Source organism: Kutzneria viridogrisea DSM 43870 (genome assembly GCF_000525635.1).
GTDB lineage: Bacteria > Actinomycetota > Actinomycetes > Mycobacteriales > Pseudonocardiaceae > Kutzneria > Kutzneria viridogrisea.
The window spans coordinates 555675-576505 of the sequence record NZ_CP007155.1 but is presented as its reverse complement, the minus strand read 5'-3'; the positions used below and the strand labels follow the sequence as shown (position 1 = coordinate 576505).

Annotated in this window: 17 protein-coding genes; 6 read left to right on the top strand and 11 right to left on the bottom strand. The window is 71.5% G+C overall.

The annotated features are described in order from the left end of the window. Nucleotides 1-147: 147 nt before the first annotated feature. Nucleotides 148-792, top strand: coding sequence for a LysM peptidoglycan-binding domain-containing protein (locus tag KALB_RS02780; protein WP_025354202.1), 645 nt, complete (start codon nucleotides 148-150; stop codon nucleotides 790-792). Nucleotides 793-855: 63 nt separating this feature from the next. Here KALB_RS02780 and KALB_RS02775 read toward each other — a convergent pair whose 3' ends face one another. From KALB_RS02775 to KALB_RS02760, 4 genes are all read right to left on the bottom strand, one after another. After that, nucleotides 856-1779: a molybdenum cofactor biosynthesis protein MoaE gene (locus KALB_RS02775; RefSeq protein ID WP_025354201.1), complete on the bottom strand. Its 924-nt coding sequence runs from the start codon at nucleotides 1777-1779 to the stop codon at nucleotides 856-858. Continuing rightward, entirely contained in the window at nucleotides 1776-2255 is a 480-nt protein-coding gene (gene moaC, locus KALB_RS02770) for a cyclic pyranopterin monophosphate synthase MoaC (protein WP_025354200.1), read from the bottom strand. Before moaC ends, KALB_RS02775 begins: the two co-directional genes overlap by 4 nt. Before the next feature lie 52 nt (nucleotides 2256-2307). Continuing rightward, complete coding sequence (locus KALB_RS02765; protein ID WP_025354199.1) at nucleotides 2308-3696, bottom strand: NAD-dependent malic enzyme; 1389 nt, start codon at nucleotides 3694-3696, stop codon at nucleotides 2308-2310. Nucleotides 3697-3801: 105 nt separating this feature from the next. After that, nucleotides 3802-3984, bottom strand: coding sequence for a hypothetical protein (locus KALB_RS02760; protein WP_025354198.1), 183 nt, complete (start codon nucleotides 3982-3984; stop codon nucleotides 3802-3804). A gap of 79 nt (nucleotides 3985-4063) precedes the next feature. Between KALB_RS02760 and KALB_RS02755 the strand changes: the two genes are divergently transcribed. After that, a complete protein-coding gene (locus KALB_RS02755) occupies nucleotides 4064-6304 on the top strand; it encodes a helicase-associated domain-containing protein (protein ID WP_025354197.1) in 2241 nt (746 codons plus the stop codon). A gap of 160 nt (nucleotides 6305-6464) precedes the next feature. Here KALB_RS02755 and KALB_RS02750 read toward each other — a convergent pair whose 3' ends face one another. From KALB_RS02750 to KALB_RS02735, 4 genes are read right to left on the bottom strand one after another with little or no spacing between them, the layout of a single operon-like run. Then, nucleotides 6465-7061 carry a GTP-binding protein gene (locus KALB_RS02750; RefSeq protein WP_025354196.1) on the bottom strand — a complete coding sequence of 199 codons (597 nt, stop codon included), beginning with the start codon at nucleotides 7059-7061 and terminating at the stop codon, nucleotides 6465-6467. Next, nucleotides 7042-7962 carry a DUF742 domain-containing protein gene (locus KALB_RS49015; protein ID WP_025354195.1) on the bottom strand — a complete coding sequence of 307 codons (921 nt, stop codon included), beginning with the start codon at nucleotides 7960-7962 and terminating at the stop codon, nucleotides 7042-7044. Before KALB_RS49015 ends, KALB_RS02750 begins: the two co-directional genes overlap by 20 nt. 21 nt (nucleotides 7963-7983) lie before the next feature. After that, nucleotides 7984-8409, bottom strand: a complete 426-nt coding sequence (locus tag KALB_RS02740) for a roadblock/LC7 domain-containing protein (protein WP_025354194.1) — start codon at nucleotides 8407-8409, stop codon at nucleotides 7984-7986. After that, nucleotides 8406-11669: a sensor histidine kinase gene (locus tag KALB_RS02735; protein ID WP_236650158.1), complete on the bottom strand. Its 3264-nt coding sequence runs from the start codon at nucleotides 11667-11669 to the stop codon at nucleotides 8406-8408. The genes KALB_RS02740 and KALB_RS02735 overlap by 4 nt, the downstream gene beginning before the upstream one ends. Nucleotides 11670-12095: 426 nt before the next feature. Here KALB_RS02735 and KALB_RS02730 point away from each other — a divergent pair, with 426 nt between their 5' ends. Continuing rightward, a complete protein-coding gene (locus KALB_RS02730; protein ID WP_025354192.1) occupies nucleotides 12096-13082 on the top strand; it encodes an ABC transporter substrate-binding protein in 987 nt (328 codons plus the stop codon). Here the strand turns inward: KALB_RS02730 and KALB_RS02725 are convergent. Both KALB_RS02725 and KALB_RS43600 read right to left on the bottom strand, forming a co-directional pair. Beyond that, a complete protein-coding gene (locus tag KALB_RS02725) occupies nucleotides 13079-14062 on the bottom strand; it encodes a Bug family tripartite tricarboxylate transporter substrate binding protein (RefSeq protein WP_025354191.1) in 984 nt (327 codons plus the stop codon). The genes KALB_RS02730 and KALB_RS02725 overlap by 4 nt on opposite strands. A gap of 219 nt (nucleotides 14063-14281) precedes the next feature. Beyond that, nucleotides 14282-14872 (bottom strand): LppU/SCO3897 family protein, encoded by a 591-nt coding sequence (locus KALB_RS43600; RefSeq protein WP_025354190.1) that lies wholly within the window; start codon nucleotides 14870-14872, stop codon nucleotides 14282-14284. A gap of 407 nt (nucleotides 14873-15279) precedes the next feature. Between KALB_RS43600 and KALB_RS02715 the strand changes: the two genes are divergently transcribed. Continuing rightward, nucleotides 15280-16941, top strand: a complete 1662-nt coding sequence (locus tag KALB_RS02715; protein WP_025354189.1) for a DNA repair helicase XPB — start codon at nucleotides 15280-15282, stop codon at nucleotides 16939-16941. A 4-nt stretch (nucleotides 16942-16945) separates the two neighbouring features. After that, entirely contained in the window at nucleotides 16946-17893 is a 948-nt protein-coding gene (locus tag KALB_RS02710; protein WP_025354188.1) for an o-succinylbenzoate synthase, read from the top strand. 354 nt (nucleotides 17894-18247) lie between these two features. Here the strand turns inward: KALB_RS02710 and KALB_RS02705 are convergent, their stop codons facing one another. Continuing rightward, nucleotides 18248-19366: an XdhC family protein gene (locus tag KALB_RS02705; protein ID WP_025354187.1), complete on the bottom strand. Its 1119-nt coding sequence runs from the start codon at nucleotides 19364-19366 to the stop codon at nucleotides 18248-18250. 85 nt (nucleotides 19367-19451) lie between these two features. Between KALB_RS02705 and KALB_RS02700 the strand changes: the two genes are divergently transcribed. Then, nucleotides 19452-20747 (top strand): helix-turn-helix domain-containing protein, encoded by a 1296-nt coding sequence (locus KALB_RS02700; RefSeq protein ID WP_025354186.1) that lies wholly within the window; start codon nucleotides 19452-19454, stop codon nucleotides 20745-20747. Nucleotides 20748-20831: the final 84 nt, after the last annotated feature.

Here is a 20831-nt window from a genome sequence, read left to right as displayed (position 1 = left end):
GAACAGGGGCGGGGGAACCACCCCTTGGGCGCCCGAGAACCGCCCTTGGGGATGCAGTCGGTGTGCACCTTGCACCGGACGGCGCGCGCGTGAGGCGTGCGTCGACCCAACGAGATCGATAGCGCAGGCGCTGTAGGCGAGAGGTCAATGAGCTCTTACCGTGGCAAGCACCGCAAGCAGTCCAGCGCCGCTCGTACCGTGACCCAGGTCGCCCTGGCTGGTGCGATCGTCGCCGCCCCGATGACCATCGCGGCGGGCACGGCTCAGGCCGACAGCCTGAACTGGGACGCGGTTGCGCAGTGCGAGAGCAGCGGCAACTGGGCGATCAGCACCGGCAACGGCTTCTACGGCGGCCTGCAGTTCACGGCCAGCACGTGGCGTGCCTACGGTGGTGGCGCCTACGCCCCGACTGCCAACGGTGCGACCCGTGAGCAGCAGATCGCGGTGGCCGAGCGCGTCCTGGCCAGCCAGGGCCCCAACGCGTGGCCGAACTGCAGCAGGCGCGGCGGCACCGCGTCCGCTCCGCGCCAGCAGGCCCCGGCTCCGGCCCCCAGGAAGGCCGCTCCGGCCCCCAAGCAGCAGGCTCCGGCCCCCAAGGCCGCCGCCCCGCAGCAGGCCCCGGTCCTCGGCGGCAACGGCGACTACACCGTGGTCGAGGGCGACACCCTGTCCACCCTGGTTCAGAAGCTGAACCTGAAGGGCGACTGGCAGGACCTGTACAACAAGAACAAGGACGTCATCGGCAGCGACCCGAACCTGATCCTGGTGGGTCAGAAGCTCGCCACCAAGTGACGCCGCAATCGGCCGGGACACGCCTTCGGGCGGGTTCCGGCCGATTGGCGTCCCCGCGGGCGTTCAGGGCAGGTTGACCCATTCCTCGCTGCCATCGCTGAACTGCTGGCGCTTCCACACCGGCAGCCGCAGCTTGACCTCGTCCACCAGGTCGGCGCAGGCCAGGAACGCCTCCTTGCGGTGGGCCGCCGACACGGCGCAGGCCAGCGCGGCGTCCCCGATCGCCAACTGGCCGATCCGATGGCTGACCGCCACCGCGCGCACCCCGGGGTGACGGGCCGCCACCGAGGCCGCGACCTCGGCGATGATCGATCCGGCAGTAGGGTGCCCGCTGTACTCCAGTTCATCCACGGATCGACCGTGATCGTGGTCACGCACGACACCGGCGAAGGACACGACGGCCCCGGCCGCCCGGTGGGAGACCAACTCGGCGTGCTCGTCGACCGAGATCGGCGACTCGGTGACCTCCGCCCGCACCACGACCGCGGGCTCACCGGCCGCCTGGGGCGCCGGCACGTGGTCCCCGCCGTGCAGCTGCTGCACCGCGTGGTCGAGCACCCCGTCGAGCACCGCGAGCCCGTCCTTCACGCCACCGGTCGATCCGGGCAGGTTGACCACCAGCGTGCGCCCCGCCACACCCGCCAGCCCGCGTGACAGCACCGCGGTCGGCACCTGGGGCAGGCCAGCGGCCCGGATCGCGTCGGCCAGGCCGGGCACCTCGTAGTCCAGCAGCGGGCGGGTGACCTCCGGCGTGTGGTCGGTGGGCGTGAGCCCGGTACCGCCCGTGGTGATCACCACAGCGACCTGCTCGCCCAGGGCGGTACGCAGCGCCTGGGCCACCGGCTCCCCGTCGGCCACCACCACCGGCTCACCCGGCTCGTAGCCGCGTTCGGCCAGCCAGGTCGTGATCAGCGGCCCGGTGCGGTCCGGGTACACCCCGGTGGCCGCCCGGGTCGAGGCCACCACAACACGTGCCTGCTTGCTCATCGGTCCTCCGGACGGGTCCAGGTGCCGGTCTTGCCACCCTCCTTGCGCTCGACCCGCACCGCATCCAGCACTGCGGCCGGGTCCACCGCCTTGACCATGTCGTGCAGGGTGAGCCCGGCCACGGTCACGGCGGTCAGCGCCTCCATCTCGACCCCGGTGCGGTCGGTGGTCTTCACCGTGGCGGTGATGCGCACCTCGTCCACACCAGGGTCCAGCTCCACCTTGACCCCGGTCAGCGCGATCGGGTGGCACAGCGGCACCAGGTCGGGCGTTCGCTTGGCGCCCATGATGCCCGCGATCCTGGCCGTGGCCAGGGCGTCCCCCTTGGGCAGGCCGTCCGAACGCAGGAGGTCGAGCACCTCGGCGGTGGTGCGCAGCACACCGGTGGCCACCGCGACCCGTGCGCCCGGCTGCTTGCCGGAGACGTCGACCATGCGCGCCGCGCCACTGGCGTCGACGTGGCTGAGCTCACTCACGCGGCGATGCTAGTACGGAGTCCTGCGCCCGACGACGGACTTGGACACCGCACTAGTTCTCCCCGATGGCGGCCTTGCGCACGGCCTCGGCCACCGCGGGCGCCACCGCCGAGTCGAACACGCTGGGCACGATGAACGAGGCGTTGAGCCGCTCGGGCTCCACCACGTCGGCGATCGCGTTCGCGGCGGCCACCAGCATCGTGTCGGTGATCGTGTTGGCGTGCGCGTCGAGCAGACCGCGGAACACCCCGGGGAAGGCCAGCACGTTGTTGATCTGGTTCGGGTAGTCGCTGCGGCCGGTGGCCACGATCGCGGCGTGCTGCTGGGCCTCCACCGGGTCGATCTCCGGGTCCGGGTTGGCCAGTGCGAACACCACGGCGTCGGAGTTCATGGTGGCCACCTGCTCGGCGCCGAACAGGTTGGGGGCCGAGACGCCGATGAACACGTCCGCGCCGACCAGTGCCTCGTGCAGGCTGCCGGAGCGGCCCTCGACATTGGTGCAGGAGGCGATCTGCTCCAGGTTGGAGTCCAGGTTGTCCCGGCCGGAGTGCACGATGCCGTGGATGTCCACGGCCAGCACGTCCGCGGGCTTCTGGTGCAGCAGCAGGCGGATGATCGCCGAACCCGCGGCGCCGACCCCGCAGACCACGATCTTGCACTTGCCGATGTCCTTGCCCACCACGCGAAGCGCGTTGCGCAGCGCGCCGACCACCACGATGGCGGTGCCGTGCTGGTCGTCGTGGAAGACCGGGATGTCCAGCTTCTCGCGCAGGCGCGCCTCGATCTCGAAGCAGCGCGGGGCGGCGATGTCCTCCAGGTTGATGCCGCCGTACACCGGGGCGATCAGCTCCACCGCGCGGATGATCTCCTCGGTGTCCTGGGTGTCCAGGCACACCGGCCAGGCGTCCACCCCGGCGAACTTCTTGAACAGGGCGGCCTTGCCCTCCATCACCGGCAGCGCGGCGGCGGGGCCGATGTTGCCCAGGCCCAGCACGGCCGAGCCGTCGGTGACCACGGCCACGGTGTTGCGCTTGATGGTCAGGCGGCGGGCGTCCTCGGGGTTGGCCGCGATCGCCTGGCAGACCCGGGCCACGCCGGGGGTGTAGGCACGGGAGAGGTCGTCGCGGTTGCGCAGGGCGACCTTGGAGCTGACCTCGATCTTGCCGCCGAGGTGCACCAGGAAGGTCCGGTCGGAGACCTTGCGCACCACCACGTCCGGCAGCACGCTCAGCGCCGCGGTGATGTCCTTGGCGTGGTTCTCCGACATCGCGTTGCAGGTGATGTCGAACACCACACCGTCCGGGTGGGACTCGACGACGTCGAAGGCGGTGATCACGCCGCCGACCCTGCCGACCGCACTGGTCAGGTCGCCGGCCGCGCTCGCGGAGGGCGGTGCCTCGACTCGGATCGTGATCGAGTACCCGGGGCCGGGGACCGGCATCGCTTCCTCCTGCTTGCAGTACCGCTGAAGAGGCAACGAGCCTAGTCCGGGGCTATTTGCGGAACGCGGGCGGCTCGGAAGCGGTGCGGGCCGCCCGCCCGCCACTCACCTGTTGATCTCGGTGACCGGGTGCTCGTAGGGCAGCGCGTCCACCTCGACCGGGAAGGTCAGCTCACCGAAGGGCGAGAGCGCGCCCTGGCGGTCGGAGGCGAGCTCACTGACCGGGTGCTCGCCCTCGGGGACGGGCGGCCAGGTGGGGTCGATGCGCTCGGGGCGGGCCTTCGCCACTGTTCCTCCTCGATAGCGGGTTCGGGATAAACCTAGTGTGCCCGACGCTACTGGCAGCTCACAGCTACCGTGGTGCACGATGGCCGGCCTCTCACTCGCGGACTGGTTGCGCGCACAGGACGACGACACGCTCGTCGCGCTGCTGCGCGCCCGCCCCGACCTCGCGACCCCCGCCCCCGCCGACACCGCCGTGTTGGCCACCAGGGCGGGCATCAGGGCGTCAGTGGCCAGGGCCTGCGAGGACCTGGACACCTTCACGCTCACCGTGCTGGAGGCGCTGCTGGTGCTGGACGCGGACACAGCGCCGACAACCGCACGAACAATCGTGCAGTTGTTCTCCGGCGAGGCCCCCGCGACCAGGGTGAACGCGGCGATCAAGGCGCTGCGCACCCGCGCGCTGGCCTGGGGCGGCGACGGGGAGCTGTCGGTGCTGCCCGCGGCCAGGGAGGTGGCCCCGCAGTTCCCCGGCGGCCTGGGCCGCTCGGTGCCCGCACTGGCCGACACCGACCTGGACGCGGTGCTGGCCGGGCTGGCCGAGCCCGACCGCAGGCTGCTCGCCACGCTGGCGGCGGGACCGCCGATCGGCAAGACCAGGGACGCGGGCCAGGTGGTGCCGCTGGAGCGGGCGAGCAACCCGGTGCAGCGCATGCTGGCGATGGGCCTGCTGCTGCGCAGGGACGACGAGACCGTGGAGCTGCCGCGCGAGGTGGGGCTGGCCGTCCGGGGCAAGCGTCCACTGGGGACCGTCCAGGTCAAGGAACCGGCGCTGACAACGACTTCGCGCGGCCAGTCCACTGCGGACTCGATCGGCGCTGGTGAGGCGCTGGAGGTGGTGCGGCACTGCGAGGCGCTGCTGCGGCTGTGGTCGGAGGAGCCCGCCCCGGTGCTACGGGCGGGCGGCATCGGCGTGCGGGAGCTGCGCAGGCTGGCCAAGGCGCTGGACGTGGACGAGGCGCGGGCCGCCCTGCTGGCCGAGCTGGTGGTCGGCGCCGGGCTGGCCGCCGACAGCGAGGGCAGCGAGCCGGAGTGGGTTCCGACCACGCTCACCGACAACTGGCTCGTCGCCGCGCCCGAGCAGCGCTGGGCCACGCTGGCGGCGGCCTGGCTGGACCTGCCCCGGCTGCCGGGACTGGTCGGCACGCGTGACGAACGCGACAAGCCGATCGGGCCGCTGACCGACGAGCTGCGCAGGCCGCTGGCGCCCCGTGAGCGCCGCCGGGTGCTGGAGGCGCTGGCCGAGCTGCCGGGTGGCACGAGCGTGGCCGACCCGGACCAGGTGGCCGCCGTGCTCGCCTGGCGGGCGCCCCGGCGCGGCGGCAGGCTGCGCGACGAGCTGGTGCGCTGGACCTACGCCGAGGCAACCGTGCTCGGGCTGATGGCGGTCGGGGCCGTGACCACGGCGGCGCGGACACTGCTGGCCGAGGGCCCGGCGATGGCCGCCAAGCGGATGGCCGAGGCCATGCCCGAGCCGCTGGACCACGTGCTGGTGCAGGCCGATCTGACCGTGGTGGCGCCCGGCCCGCTGGAGGCGGGGCTGGCCGCGGACATGGCGTTGGTGGCCGACGTGGAGTCCGCGGGCGGTGCGACGGTGTACCGGGTGGGCGAGGCCAGCGTGCGGCGGGCACTGGACGCCGGGCGCACCGCCACCGAACTGCACGAGCTGTTCACCACCCGGTCCAGGACGCCGGTGCCGCAGTCGCTGAGCTACCTGATCGACGACGTGGCCCGCAGGCACGGCAGGCTGCGCGGCGGGGCCGCGGGCTCGTTCCTGCGCTGCGACGACCCGGTGCTGATCAGCGAGGTGCTGGCCAGCGCGGCGGCGGTCCAGCTGGAGCTGCGCAGGATCGCGCCGACCGTCCTGGTCAGCCCGCTGGCGCTGGTCGAGGTGCTGGACGGCCTGCGGGTCGCGGGCTTCTCCCCGGCCGCGGAGAGCGCCGACGGCACGGTGCTGGACCTGCGCCCGCCGGGCCGGCGGGTCCCGGCCAAGGCCAAGCCGCGCAGGCAGGCCCCGGCGGGCGCGATCGGTGAGGACCAGCTCGCCGGGTTGCTGGAGCAGCTGCGGGCCGGTGACCGGGCGGCTGCCACGCCGAGGGGCACCGCCGTGCCCGCCACGCTGGAGCTGCTGCGGGCCGCGGCCGAACAGGGCCGCAGCGTGTGGCTGGGCTTCGTGGACTCACGCGGGGTGGCCAGCCAGCGCGTGGTGCAGCCGGTGTCGGTGGCCGGTGGCGTGCTGGAGGGCGTGGACCGCTCGGCGGGCCAGGTACGGCGCTACCCGGTGCACCTGATCACCTCGGCCGCCCTGGTCGACGAGGACCGCTGAGGCGGGACTCGGGTCCCCGGAGAGCGGGACTCACGCGCCCCAGAGCGGGACTCGCGTGCGACAGGACGGGACTCACGCGCCCCAGGACGGGACTCGCGTGCGACAGAGCGGGACTCGCCGCAAGCACGGCGAGTCCCGCTCTGGGGCGGTCGAATCCCGGTCAGCCCGCGCGGACCGACATCCACTGGCGCATGGCGTGTTCCACCAGCGTGATCAGTGTCTGCTTGGTCGACTCCCGGTTGCGCGCGTCACAGGTGACGATCGGCACCGACTGGTCGATGGTCAGCGCCTCGCGCACGTCGTCGATGCGGTGGTGCAGCATCCCGTCGAAGCAGTTGACCGCCACCACGTAGGGCAGCTGCCGGTCGTCGAAGAAGTCGATCGAGGCGAAGGCATCGGCCAGCCGCCGCGTGTCCACCAGCACGACCGCACCGATCGCGCCGCGGACCAGGTCGTCCCACATGAACCAGAACCGGTGCTGTCCGGGCGTGCCGAACAGGTACAGGATCAGGTCGCTGTCCAGGGACACGCGGCCGAAGTCCATCGCGACCGTGGTGGTGACCTTGTTCGGCGTCGCCGACAGGTCGTCGACGCCGAGGCTGGCCTCGGTCATCACCGCCTCCGTCGTCAACGGAACGATCTCCGACACCGAACCCACGAACGTCGTCTTGCCCACACCGAACCCACCGGCCACCACGATCTTGGCCGAGGTGGTCGCCTGCCTGGCGATCTGGGGACTAGAGCCTGCGGAGCCCACTGAGCACCCTCTCAAGGAATTCAATGGACGGCCTGTCCCCCACGACCAGGCCGCTTTGGTGAATCAGGACTAGACCCATGCTGGCCATGTCACCGATGAGCACCCGGACCACCCCGAGGGGCAGCCGCAGGTGCGCCGCGATCTCCGCGACCGAGCGGGTCTCAATGCACAAACCGCAGATCGACCGGTGCTCGGCGGTCACTGCGGCGTCCCTGTCACGGCCGAGGTCACTGGTGGACACCAGTGCCTCGATCGCCAGGTCGTAGTCCGGCCTGGTCCGACCGCCGGTCCTGGTGTAGGGACGGACCAACGAGCCGGTTTCCACGACGGGCTCAGGTGGCTCCGCGACCGGTTCGGGTTCCGGATCGACGAAGTGCACCTCGTAACCGTCGGCATCGTAGAGGGGCCCCGAGATGGGGTCCGAGATCGGCCCCGACGGCGGACCGCCACGATACCCCCCGGTGCGCTCCGGCGGGCGCTCCTCCGCGAAACCGAAGGCATGTGCTCCGGGCATGTCCTCGGGCAGCCCGTAGGCCCCCCGGTTCGTGGGCGTGCCCTCGGCGAAGCCGTGCTCGCCGAACAGGTCAGCCCCCGGCCCGCCGAACAGGCCGTTGCCGTACCCGTCGATGTCGAACCGGTTGGGCACCGCGTCCAGCCCGTGCTGGGGCGGATCGTCAAGACCGTGCGCTGCCATGTCGCCTAACCCCTGTTCGGCGGCGTCGTGCAGCTGGTGTCGTGGCGAGTCATCCAGCACCTCATCCAGCTCGTAGTGCGCTTCGTCCTCGGCGTCGGCGAGGCCTTCCGCATCGGGGTCGGAGAAGCGGAAGCCCTCGGCGGCCCATGCCTGGTAATCGAACTTCTTACCGAACCGGCCGCCGGGTACGCCAGAACCCTTGGCCATCTCTTCTCACCCCCGCCGCGGCTATCTCCGGACCACGCCCTGCAGCTGAGCCCGCAACTCGGGCGTCAGCTGCTGGCCGACCCGCTCGACGAGAAGGGTCATCTCGTAGGCCACCAGCCCGATGTCGCAGTTGGGCGCGGCCAGCACGGACAGACAGGACCCGTCGCTGATGGACATCAGGAACAGGTAGCCGCGCTCCATCTCCACCACGGTCTGGTTCACCGCGCCACCCTCGAAGCAGCGCGCGGCGCCCTGGGTGAGGCTGATCAGGCCGGAGGACACAGCGGAGAGCTGTTCGGCGCGGTCGCGCGGCAGGCCGTGCGAACCGGCGAGCAGCAGCCCGTCGGCGGAGACCACGACGGCGTGTGCCACGCCGGGCACCCGCCGGACGAAGTCGGTGATCAGCCAACTGAAGCTGCCGGGCTGCTGTACAGAGGCGGTTGTCACTCCTGCTCCTCGTCCTCACTGCTCTGGGGCGATTGGGGCGCATCGCCAGAGTAGGCGTCTATCAGTGCGTGCCGTCCACGGCGCACGCCCTGCTGGAAGCTTGACATGCGACCCCGCACCGAGTCAGCAGATCGTGGTGCCGCCGGCGACCTCGTGGGCTGCGCAGCGGGCGTCCTCGGTGCCGCCGATCCGGGGATCAGCTGCGCCTTCGGCACACGTTTGGGCAGGCCAGCGGTGGTGGTGCTGTCCGGTACCCGCGACAGCAGGGACTCTGCCGCGTGCCACCCTTCGTCGCCAGGAGATGTCCATTCGTTACTCCTGGCCGCGGCGGGACGCGGGGCCGCGGGCTCCGACGTCACCTGTTCGGGGGCTTCCGCTGGGACCGGCTCGTACTGCGCGGTCGGCTGCTCCACGACCGGGCGGCTCGACGCGCGGGGGGTGCGCCGCGGCAGCGGGGCGGCAGCGGCCGGCTCGGCGGGCGCCTGCGGGGCGGCCTGCGCCGGCTCGGGCTCGGGCCAGGCGGCCGGCTGCTCGGCCTGCGTGGCGGCCTCGGGCTCGGCGGGCGCCTCGGGCTTGGCCGTCGGGGCGGGGGCGACGCCGTTGCCGCTGGGACCACCGCTGATCGACGCGGTGGCGGGGCCCGCGGGCAGGTCGTTCAGACCGGTTCCGGGCTGCGCCGGCACCCCGAAGGGGCCCTCCAGGTCCGGGGTCTCGTTCTCGACGGCCTGGAACCACTGGGACAGCAGTGCCTCGTAGATCGGTAGACGCTCGGTCGGGGCGTCCAAGTCGTGTTCAACCTCCCTGGCTGGCACCGCGCCGTCCGAAGGCGGCGAGGAGGCCACCGGGGCGCGGGGAACCGGAGCCGGTTCCGCGGCTCCAGCATGCCCGAGAGGATCATCCGTTCGAGTGAACACGCCGGTGGGCTCACCCGCCTCGGAGGCGGGCTCGGGCTCGTCCTGCTCCTCGAAACCGGCGAACAGGTTGAGCGACCCGCTGGGCGTGTCGGCCCACTGCTGGGTGGACTCGGCGGGGGCCAGGGCCTGCGGGCTCCACTTCGGCACGGCCGTGGCCCCGCCGTGCTCGGCCTCGCCCTGCACGAACTGCACCGGCAGCCCCGGCTCCTCGGCGGCCGACCCGGCGTCCTGCTCGGCCGGCTCGCTCCCGGCCGCGGCCTGCTGGGCCTGCCTGCGGGCCACGCCGAAGGCGCTGGCGATGCCGCCACCGGCCTGGGCCGGCGGCCGCTCGCCGGTGGTGCCCGCCGGGGACGGGGTGGCACCGGGGGCCAGCACGAGCGTGCTGGGCACGACGACCAGCGCGGTGGTGCCGCCCTCGATGTCCTCGTTGGCGCGCAGCCGGACCTTGATCTCGTGCCGCTTGGCCAGCCGGGCGACCACGTACAGACCCATCCGGCGGGACACCGCGACGTCGACCTCGGGCGGGTCGGCAAGCCGCTGGTTGGCGTCCTCGATGTCCGGCCCGGACATGCCGACCCCGCGGTCGTGGATCTCGATGGCCAGCTCGCCGCGCCGCGTCTTGGCGGTGCGCACGGTGACCTTGGTGTTGGGGTCGGAGAAGACCGTGGCATTGTCCAGCAGCTCCGCGATCAGGTGCACCAGGTCGTTGACGGCCCGGCCCTGCACGGTCAGCTCCGGGGTGGGCGCCACCTGCACCCTGGCGTACTGCTCCACCTCGGACACCGCGGCGCCGACCACGTCGCCAGCGGGCACCGGCCGGGTCAGTCTGCGGCCCAGGTCGGTGCCGGAGAGCACCAGCAGGTTCTCGCTGTTGCGCCGCATGCGGGTGGCCAGGTGGTCCAGCTCGAACAGGTTGGCCAGCTGGTCGGGGTCCTGCTCGTCCTGCTCCAGCCGGTCGATCAGGCCCAGCTGGCGCTCGACCAGGGTCTGGCTGCGCCGGGACAGGTTGACGAACATCGCGTTGACGTTGTCGCGCAGCAGGGCCTGCTGGGCCGCCATGCGCACCGCCTCGCCGTGCACCGCGTCGAAGGCCCTGGCCAGCTGGCCGACCTCCTCCTTGGTGTGCACCGGCACCGGCTCGACCACGTCGCGCGCGGCCTCCTGCGGGTTCGGGTCGGTGAGGATGCGCTGCACTTCCTCGGGCAGCCGGTGGTCGGCGATGTCCAGGGCGGCACGGCGCAGCACGCGCAGCGGCCGCAGCAGCGAGCGGGCCACGAACAGGGCCATGACCAGCGCGAGCAGCAGGGCGGCCAGCACCAGCACCGAGTTGCGGATCGCCGAGTCCTGCGAGGTGGCGGCCAGGTTGTTGGTCTGGCTCTGCAACTGGTCCAGCAGGGCGGCCTGCACGGAGTTGGTCAGGTTGACCGTCAGCGTGGAGTCCACGTCCCACTGGGTGGCGTTGAGCCCGTCCAGGGAGCCGTTGCTGGCCACCCCGCGGATCAGCGCCGACTCCTCCAGCTTGTTCGCGTTGTCGACGATCAGGCCGGTCACCGTGTCGTCGAAGATGCGCTGCTGGTCGGGGGTGGCCGACTTGCTGAAGTCGGCCTTGGCGGCGTCCAGCTCGGCGTCGGCGGCGAGCAGGGCGCGCTTCTGCGCGAAGGAGAACTTGCCGGTGGTGAAGACCTGGAGCAGGATGCCGCGCTTGCGGGAGGTCTGCTCCTTGACCCGCGCGACGGCGTTGGTGGCCAGTTGCAGGCGGACCAGGTCCGAGTCGCTGATCGAGGAGACCGTCTGCCCGGACAGGTCGAGCAGGTTGAGGATGAAGTCGCTGTAGGCGTTGAAGGTGGCGTCCGCCGGGTAGGAGGACTCCTGCACCGCCTTGCGCAGGTTGGTCAGCCGGGACATCTGGTCCGAGGCGGTGCTGAACCGGTCGCGGGTCGACGGGTCCATGCCGGGGCCGAGCTGGTTGAGCTGGTCGCGGAAGGCGTTGACCCCGGCGACGACGCGGTCGCGCTGGCGGTCGAGCACCACCCGGTCCCCGTTGCGGTTGTCCGCGACGAAGCGCGCGGTGAGGTCGCGCTCGCGCTGCAACTGCTGGATCAGGTCGGCGACCGTGACCTCCAGCTGGACCTGCTTGGCCAGCCGCTGGGCGTCTGTGAGGTTCAACACATCCGCGCGGACACGCACCCCGCCAAGGATCAGCGCGAGCACGGTGGGGATGAGCAGGACGACCAGCAGTTTTGTCCGCAGCCGCCAATTGCGTAGCCGCCAGCGGCCGGACTCGGTCACACCTTGGTCGGACGCCTCGGCCTCGACGGGTGTTGCTTCTTCTACTGATTCACTCACATCATCACGCTGCGCAGTCAGTCCTTCACCCGATCCGGTGCCTTCTGTGCGCGCCGACTCAGTTCGGCCTGGTCGACCGGGACCTCTCTCGCGACGGGCCACCGTGGGCATCCTCTTCCAGCAGCAGTGTCCTGGCCTTCCCCGGACCGAGGTTGGACCCGGAGTGGGCCGAATTGCAGCACAGTGCAGGGCGTAATGCCAGATCCCCGGCAACTGTTAGCCGCGGTGGTCCTCACCGACCACCGCCACTAGCCCAAGAAGCGTAGTGGCGCCCCCCACCCATCGGAAGACTCCAGATGCACTCACCGTGTCCGCCGCCGGGGGTGCCTTCATACGTCCGGGTGGCTACGATCCCCGCACGGTGGTATCGACCTGGTCGGTGCCCGAAGCTGTCGGGGGCGACGCTGACCAACTAATGAGGTGTGCATGGCCATCGGAGCGGTACGTCGGACCGCGGTGCTGCTCGCGGGGGTCCTCGGGCTCAGCGCCACGGCGAGCGGGTGCAGCCTGATGTCCTCGGGTTCGAGCGGCTCCCCCTCGCTGGAGCACCCCACGCTGCGGGTGGGCTACGAGGCCCAGGTGGACGTGGCCCCGCTGTACAAGGCGGTCAACAGCGGCCTGTTCGCCGACGCCGGTCTGCGCATCGAGCTCCAGCAGGAGCCCAGTGACGCCGACGCGATCAAGGCGCTGTCCGACGGCAAGCTGGACGTCGCCTTCGCCACCCACGTGAGCCTGTTCAAGGCCGCCGGGGCCGGTACCCAGTTGCAGTTGCAGGGCGAGGCGTACCAGGCGGGCGCCAACACGATGGCGCTGGTCAGCCTGCCCTCGCTCGGCTACGACGACCCCTCGCAGAAGCCCTCGCCGCGGATCGCCGTGAACGCGCCCGACGACCTCGGCGTGCTGACCACCAAGTCGGTGCTGGACACCGCTGGCGTTGCCCAGAACAAGATCCAGTTCAAGACGGTGCCCTTCGCCACCATGGCCGACGCGTTGCAGAACCGCGAGGTCGACGCCGCCTGGATGGTGGAGCCGTTCATCACCAAGGCGCAGAAGGCGCTGGGCGCGACCATCGTCACCGATGCCGCGCGCGGGGCCACCCTGGACTTCCCGATCTCCGGTTACGCCTCGCTCAAGAAGTTCGCCGACGGCAACCCGAACACCATGTCGACCTTCCGCAAGGTGCTCGCCCAGGCCCAGCAGCAGGCCTCGGACCGGTTGCAGGTGCAGACCGTGCTCAAGGACTACGCCGGGGTGGACGCGGCCACCGCCGACCTGATCTCGGTCGGCTCGTTCCCGACCACGCTCAACGCGGTCCGCCTGCAGCGCGTGGCCGACATGATGCAGACCTCGCAGATGCTCGCCAACCGGCTGGACGTGCAGTCCATGATGCCGCCGAACGAGCAGCGCGGTTAGGCGCCGCCGCGCAGCCCGACCTGGGCCAGCAGCCCCGACACCTTGCTGGTCTCCTGGTCCACGAACCGGTCCAGGTCGGGGCCGGTCAGGAACTGGTCGAGCCAGTCGTTGGCCGAGACCACGCGCTGCCAGGCCGCCGACTCGTGCAGGCGGGTCACCATGTCGACCAGCCGCTGCTTGGCGCTGGAGGACAGACCGGGCCGCGCGACCAGGGCCCGCCACTTCGTCAGCGTCACGCCCAGTCCCTGCTCGCGCAGGGTCTTGACGTCAGGCAGCACCGTGGACCGGCGGTCCGCTGACACGCCCAGCGCGCGCAGCTTGTTGGACTTGACCTGCGCCGCGTACGTGGCCACCCCGGAGATGCCCGCCTTGGCCTCACCGGAGAGCAGCTTGTTCACCGACTCGCCGCCGCCGGAGTTGGGCACGTAGCGCACCAGGCTCGGGTCGATGCCGATCTGGTCGGCCAACTGGTAGGCCAGGATCTGGTCGTCCCCGCCCGCGGAGCCGCCGGTGATCGGCGTGCCCTTGGGATTGGCGGCCCAGTCGGTGAGGAACTGCTCCAGGGTCAGCCACTTGGAGTCGGCGGGCACCACGAAGATCTCGCTCTCGGCGACGGTGCGGGCGATCAGGGTGGTGTCGCGCAGGGACTTGGCCGACTTGGCGGCCACCGTGGCGCCGACCATCACCTGGCCGGTGGTCATCACGGTGGCGTCGTCGGCGCTGTTCACGAGCTGGTTGAGCCCGGCGATGCCGCCGTCCCCGTCCACGTTGTAGGTGCTGACCCCGCTGGCCAGCTTCTCCTGTTGCAGGACGTCGGCCATCTTCCTGCTGGTGATGTCCCAGCCGCCGCCCGGTGCGGAGGGCGTCATGATTCTCAGCCCCGAAATCGGCTGGAACTCGCCGCCGCCGAAGACCGAACAACCGGTCACGGCGGAGACGGAAACGAGCAGTGCGACCGCGCCGAGAAATGTACGGGACATCGTTGTCCTTGATTGCCACCCCAGAGGAACGAGTCGGCCCAGAACTGGACAAACCCGGCGTCGGCCGTGTCGACGCGGTGAGCATTCCACCACAGTCGGTGATCGTCCACCAGCGATGTGCACGATTCACGGTCGATTGGCCGTGACCATTCACCCGCGGACGCGCGAGAGCCGGGCCGCCCCGCGTGGGACGGCCCGGCTCAGGTACTCGCCGCCTGCTCAGGCCCCGGTGGGCTTGGCCAGGCAGTAGGTGGTCTTGATCTCGCTGTAGGCCAGCGTGGCCTCCGGCCCGCCCTCACAGTTGGCGGCGCCGTCCCCCTTGACCACCTTCACCTGCAGCGCGCTGCTGTCGGTGCAGGCGACCTTCGGGTAGCCCATGGACGTCGCGACGGTGCTGAACTTGTAGCACTGGCCGTCGACGAACACCGGCGCGAGGCACAGCTTGACCGGGTTGACCGCATTGGTCTCGTAGTACTCGTCGAAGTCCTTGCCGCAGGTGGCACTGGAGGAGCTGAGCACCTTGGCCACGGTGTAGTTGGCGTCCGCCGAACCGCAGTCGGTCTTGGTGTAGTGCGGCTTGGACATGGTACCGCTGACCTGTGCGCACTCCCCGACCGCGGTCTGGTGCGCGTCGTTGAAGTTGCTGGCGACGCCGCCGATGACCAGGCGGATGCCGACGTAGGCGATCACCGCGACGATCAGGGTCCCCGCACCGATCACGAAGCGCAGCCAGGGCTTGCGCCGCTTCGGCGCGGCGGTACCCACCGGGGCCTGCGGAAACGGCTGCGGCTGGCCGGGAACGGGCGCCACCGGACCGGTCCCCTGCGGAAAACCGGGGGCAGGCGGAACGGGCCCGGTTCCCTGCGGAAAACCGGATGCGGGCGGAACATTCTGTCCCGCCGGATCCTGCGGAAAACCAGGGCCGGGCGGAACGGGCGGAGTGGTCATGACAGCCTTCACTGTTCGGCACTTGACGTGCGGTTATCGCCTGGTTACACCGGAACAGAGCCCCCCAGACGGAAATGGACTTTAACGCCCAGCCCAAGGCCATAACCAATTCTTTACCGAGCCGAATCCGACAAGTGATGTTCATGGTTCACCGTGGGCAGTCAGTCAATTGCCGGGAGTGATCCAACCTCGTCGGCCACCCCGGATTGGCCGAACGGCCTCCGGGATTGGGACACTGGTGGGACCCACTACGGGGAGGAGCCCGCCCGGTGACCGACGGCCCCCTGATCGTCCAGTCGGACAAGACCCTGCTGCTGGAGGTCGACCACCCCCTCGCCGAGGAGACGCGTACCTCGATCGCGCCGTTCGCCGAACTGGAGCGCGCCCCCGAGCACGTGCACACCTACCGGATCACCCCGCTGGCGCTGTGGAACGCGCGCGCCGCGGGCCACGACGCCGAGCAGGTGGTGGACGCACTGGTGCGCTACTCGCGCTACCCGGTGCCGCAGCCGCTGCTGGTGGACGTGGTCGACACCATGGCCCGGTTCGGCCGGTTGCAGCTGGTCAACCACCCCGCGCACGGCCTGACCATGCTGTCGCTGGACCGCGCGGTGCTGGAGGAGGTGCTGCGCAACAAGAAGATCAGCCCGATGCTGGGCGAGCGGGTGGACCCCGACACGGTGGTCGTGCACCCCAGTGAGCGCGGCAGGCTCAAGCAGGCGCTGCTCAAGGTGGGCTGGCCCGCCGAGGACCTGGCCGGGTACGTGGACGGCGAGGCGCACCCGATCTCGCTGGCCGAGGACGGCTGGCAGCTGCGCGAGTACCAGCGGCTGGCCGCCCAGGCGTTCTGGGCGGGCGGCTCCGGGGTGGTCGTGCTGCCCTGCGGTGCGGGCAAGACCCTGGTCGGCGCGGCCGCCATGGCGCAGGCCCAGGCCACCACGCTGATCCTGGTCACCAACACGGTGTCGGGCAGGCAGTGGAAGCGCGAGCTGGTCGCGCGCACCTCACTGACCGAGGACGAGATCGGCGAGTACTCCGGGGAGCGCAAGGAGATCCGCCCGGTCACCATCGCCACGTACCAGGTGATCACCCGCAAGACCAAGGGCGAGTACCGGCACCTGGAGCTGTTCGACTCCCGCGACTGGGGACTGGTCGTCTACGACGAGGTGCACCTGCTGCCCGCCCCGGTGTTCCGGATGACCGCCGACCTGCAGTCACGCAGGCGGCTGGGGCTGACCGCCACCCTGGTGCGCGAGGACGGCCGCGAGGGTGACGTGTTCTCGCTGATCGGTCCCAAGCGCTACGACGTGCCCTGGCGCGACATCGAGGCACAGGGCTGGATCGCGCCCGCGGACTGCGTGGAGGTGCGGGTGACGCTGACCGACAACGAGCGGCTCACCTACGCCACCGCCGAGCCCGAGGAGCGGTACAAGATCTGTTCCACGGCGAACACGAAGATCCCGGTGGTGCGGGCCGTGCTGGACCGGCACAAGGGCGAGCCGACCCTGGTCATCGGCGCGTACCTGGACCAGCTGGAGGAGTTGGGCGCCGCGCTGGACGCGCCGGTGATCCAGGGCTCCACCAAGAACAAGGAGCGCGAGGAGCTGTTCGACGCGTTCCGCCGGGGCGAGCTGCGCACACTGGTCGTGTCCAAGGTGGCGAACTTCTCCATCGACCTGCCCGAGGCCTCGGTCGCGGTGCAGGTGTCGGGCACCTTCGGGTCCCGGCAGGAGGAGGCGCAGCGGCTGGGCAGGCTGCTGCGGCCCAAGGGCGACGGCCGGCAGGCGCACTTCTACTCGATCGTCTCCCGCGACACCCTGGACACCGACTACGCCGCGCACCGGCAACGCTTCCTCGCCGAGCAGGGCTACGCGTACAAGATCGTCGATGCGGACGACCTGCTGGGCCCGGCACTGCCGGAGGTGGACTAGCCCGGTGCAGGCGCACGTCTACGCGATCCCGATGCGCAACCGGTTCCGCGGCATCACCGAGCGGCAGGGCGTGCTGCTGCGCGGCGAGTCCGGCTGGGGCGAGTTCTGCGCCTTCGAGGACTACACCGACACCGAGTCCGCCCTGTGGCTGGACTGCGCCCTGGAGTCCGCCGAGCAGGACTGGCCGGAACCGGTGCGCGACCGGGTCCCAGTCAACTGCACGGTGCCGGTCGTCAGCCCGGAGCGGGCGCACGAGATCGTGGCGGCATCGGGGTGCCGCACCGCCAAGGTCAAGGTCGCCGACCCGGGCTCCCCGCTGGCCGGGGACTGCGCGCGGGTCGAGGCCGTGCGGGACGCGCTCGGCCCGTCCGGCGCGATCCGGGTGGACGCCAACGCCGCCTGGTCGGTGGACGAGGCGGTGCGGGCGATCTCGGCGCTGGACAAGGCGGCCGGTGGCCTGGAGTACGTGGAACAGCCCTGCCCGAGCGTGCCGGAACTGGCCCAGGTGCGGCGGCGGGTGGACGTGCGCGTCGCCGCCGACGAGTCGATCAGGCGTGCCGAGGACCCGCTGCGGGTCGCCGTGGCCGGGGCCGCCGACGTGGCGGTGCTGAAGGTGGCTCCGCTGGGCGGGGTGCGGCGCGCGCTGCGGGTGGCCGAGGCGTGCGGGCTGCCGTGCGTGGTGTCCTCGGCCGTGGAGAGCAGCGTCGGGCTGGCCGCCGGGCTGGCGCTGGCCGGGGCGCTGCCCGAACTCGACTTCGCCTGCGGGCTCGGCACGCTGTCACTACTCACCGCCGACGTGGTGGACCAGCCCCTGCGGCCGGTGGACGGCTGGCTGCCGGTGCCGCGCCGTGCGCCCGCGCCAAGCGCGGACCTGCTCGCCGCGGTCACCGCCAACCCCGCCACGAGCCAGCGCTGGCTCACCCGCCTGGACCGGATCCGCGCCCTGGCCTGACCCGATACGGCGGCACCGGTCGGTCAGCGGCCAGGGACGTGTACCGGTCGCGGCAACGGCGCGTGTCGGACGTTCCGGTACCGCGTGTCGGCGCTCCCGGTACGGCGTGTCCCGCCCTGGCACACGCGAGTCCCGCTCTCCTGCGCGCGAGTCCGGCCCAGCCGACGACGAGTCCCGCCCACCAGACCGCGAGTCCCGCCCACAGGTCGACGAGTCCCGCCCTGCCGCAGCCAAGTCCCGCCCTGGGGAGGCCGAGTCCCGCCCACCGGACCGCGAATCCCACTCCCCCGCAGCCGAGTCCCGCGCACCGGACCGCGAGTCCCGCCCACAGGTCGACGAGTCCCGCCCAGCCCCTCAGGACGAGCGGTGGATCGGCCCGCTGACCTCGACCAACCGCCGCCCATGCCCACCCCACCGCAGAGCGATGATCTCCGCGGCGATGGACACGGCGGTCTCCTCCGGCGTGCGAGCACCCAGGTCCAGGCCGATCGGCGAGGACAACCGGGCCAACTCCCACTCGGACACACCCGCCGCCCGCAGACGCGCCACACGGTCCTCATGCGTACGACGCGACCCCATCGCACCGACATAGGCCACATCCAGCCGCAACGCCACCTCCAGCAACGGCACATCGAACTTCGGATCATGGGTCAACACCGTGACCACCGTGCGCTGATCGACCCGCCCGGCGGCCGCCTGCGTGGTCAGATACCGGTGCGGCCAGTCAACAACCACCTCGTCGGCCTCGGGAAACCGGCCACGGGTAGCGAAAACCGGGCGCGCGTCACACACCGTGACCCGATAACCCAGATAACTACCGAGCCTGGCCACCGCGGCGGCGAAGTCGATCGCGCCGAACACGAGCATCCTCGGCGGCGGCTCGAAGGAGTTCACGAACACCGCCAGACCCTCACCACGGCGCTGGCCGTCCGGGCCGTAATGCAGCAGGCCACTGCGACCGCTGGCCAGCATGCCCCGCGCGTCATCGGTGACCGCATCGTCCACTCGGGACGAACCCAGGCCGCCGAGGGTGCGGTCCGGCCACACCACCAGGTGCCGGCCCACGCGCTGCGGGTCGGGGTGGCGCACCACGGTCGCCAGCACGACCGGTCGTTGCGCGCGGATCGACTCGGTGAGCTCGGCCAACTCCGCGAAGTGCTCGGCGTCCACCGGCTCGACGAACACGTCCAGGACCCCGCCGCAGGTCAGTCCAACGGAGAAGGCGTCCTCCTCGCTGACGCCGTAGCGCTGCAACACCGGCCTGCCCTCGGCCATCACCCGCTGGGCCAGCTCATAGACCGCGCCCTCCACGCAGCCGCCGGACACACTGCCCCAGACCTGCCCATCCTCGGCCACCAACATCGCCGCACCCGGCGCACGCGGCGCGGAGTGAAACGTGGCCACCACCGTGCCCAGCGCACTCGGCCGCCCACCCTGCCACTGAGAACTCACCTCGGCGAGGACGTCACGCACGGCGCACCTCCGTCACGACCTGGATGCCGGACTGTACCCGCCGCTAGTCCGAATGCGTGGCCGCGCCGGGGTCTAGCCTGCACGCATGGATCGGTCGGCGCACCTGGGCGAGCACCTCAGGCGGCTGCGCGCCGAGCGCGGGCTCACCCAGCGTGAGCTGGCCGAACCGGAGTTCAGCCGTGGCTACCTGTGGGCTCTGGAGGCCGGTCGCAAGACGCCGACCGACGAGGTGCTGCGCTACCTGGCCGGTCGGCTGGGGGTGTCCGAGGACGACCTGCGCCACGGGCGGCCGGCGGGGCTGGCCGAGGACTTGCGCGAGCGGCTGGCCCAGGTACGGAGGCGGTCGGCGGCCGGCCAGGTCTGGGCGGCCATCGCCGAGTTCGCGGAGATCGCACGGGAGGCCGCGCAGGCGCACCTGGTCGAGGAGGCGGCACTGGCCACGCGGTGCCTGGCCGAGGCGAGGATGACGCTCGGTGAGGCAGGTCAGGCCCTGACCGACCTGCGCACGCTGGGCCCGACGCTCACCGAGTTGAGCAGCCCGCTATGGGCCTCGGTGATCGCGGTCGAGGCGGCGGCACGCTACCGGATCGAGTCCGCCGAGGCAGCGATCACCTTGCTGGAGAAGGCATTGGGCGAGTTGCGGGCACGCCCGTCCGCCCAGCCTGACGCCGAGTTGCGACTGGAGAGCGCGCTGATCCACCCGTGTCTGGCCAGCGGCGCCGTGGAACGTGCGCGACAGGCCGCCGAACGGGGTCGGCTGCTCCTCGCGCACGCCGCCGAGCCCGAGTGGATCGCCATGTACCACCTCAACGCTGGCCAGTTCTGGCAGGCCGTCGGCGAATTGGCCGAGGCCGAGCGGGGCTTGGTCACCGCGACCCGGCTCTACCGCGAACTGGGCATGGAGGTGCTGGTGGCACGCTGCCTGTGGTCGCGGGGTTATGTGCTGGGCCGGATGGACCGCTTGCCCGAGGCACGCGAGGAACTGGCCCAGGCACGAAGGATCCTGTCGGAAGCCGGTGCCGTGTTCGAGTACGCGGGCGCCACGTTGGAGGCGTGCGACCTGGCCCGGCGGCTGGGTGATCTGGACGAGGCCGCTGCACTGGCGGAGGAAACGCGCCGCCTGCACGAGGAGTTCGAGTACGCCGAGGGGCTCGGCGAGGCGCACCGGCTGATCGGGTTGATCGCCCGCGACCGGGGCGACCTGGACGCCGCCGAGTCCGCGCTACGGCGGTCGCTGGACCTGCAGATCGGTGCCGGGCTCTGCGGGGAGGCGGTGGCCACCGCGCGCGTTCTCGGTGCGCTGCTGCTGGGCGTCGGGCAACTGGCGGCGGGCATCGCGGTGCTGCGTCGCGCTGTGGTCGCGGCCGAGGAGACCGGATGACGACCGACCACATAGGACAGACCATATACCGCTTGCGCACGGGATTGTCCCTGACACAGCGCCAATTGGCCGAGCCGAGGTACA

Bases quoted from the DNA above. Each gene is read 5' to 3' on its own strand.
- KALB_RS49015 (WP_025354195.1), bottom strand. From the start codon at position 7,962: ATGGCCAAGGGTTCTGGCGTACCCGGCGGCCGGTTCGGTAAGAAGTTC.
- KALB_RS02700 (WP_025354186.1), top strand. From the start codon at position 19,452: ATGGATCGGTCGGCGCACCTGGGCGAGCACCTCAGGCGGCTGCGCGCC.
- KALB_RS02755 (WP_025354197.1), top strand. From the start codon at position 4,064: ATGGCCGGCCTCTCACTCGCGGACTGGTTGCGCGCACAGGACGACGAC.
- KALB_RS02780 (WP_025354202.1), top strand. From the start codon at position 148: ATGAGCTCTTACCGTGGCAAGCACCGCAAGCAGTCCAGCGCCGCTCGT.
- KALB_RS02730 (WP_025354192.1), top strand. From the start codon at position 12,096: ATGGCCATCGGAGCGGTACGTCGGACCGCGGTGCTGCTCGCGGGGGTC.
- KALB_RS02765 (WP_025354199.1), bottom strand. From the start codon at position 3,696: ATGCCGGTCCCCGGCCCCGGGTACTCGATCACGATCCGAGTCGAGGCA.
- KALB_RS02775 (WP_025354201.1), bottom strand. From the start codon at position 1,779: ATGAGCAAGCAGGCACGTGTTGTGGTGGCCTCGACCCGGGCGGCCACC.
- KALB_RS02725 (WP_025354191.1), bottom strand. From the start codon at position 14,062: ATGTCCCGTACATTTCTCGGCGCGGTCGCACTGCTCGTTTCCGTCTCC.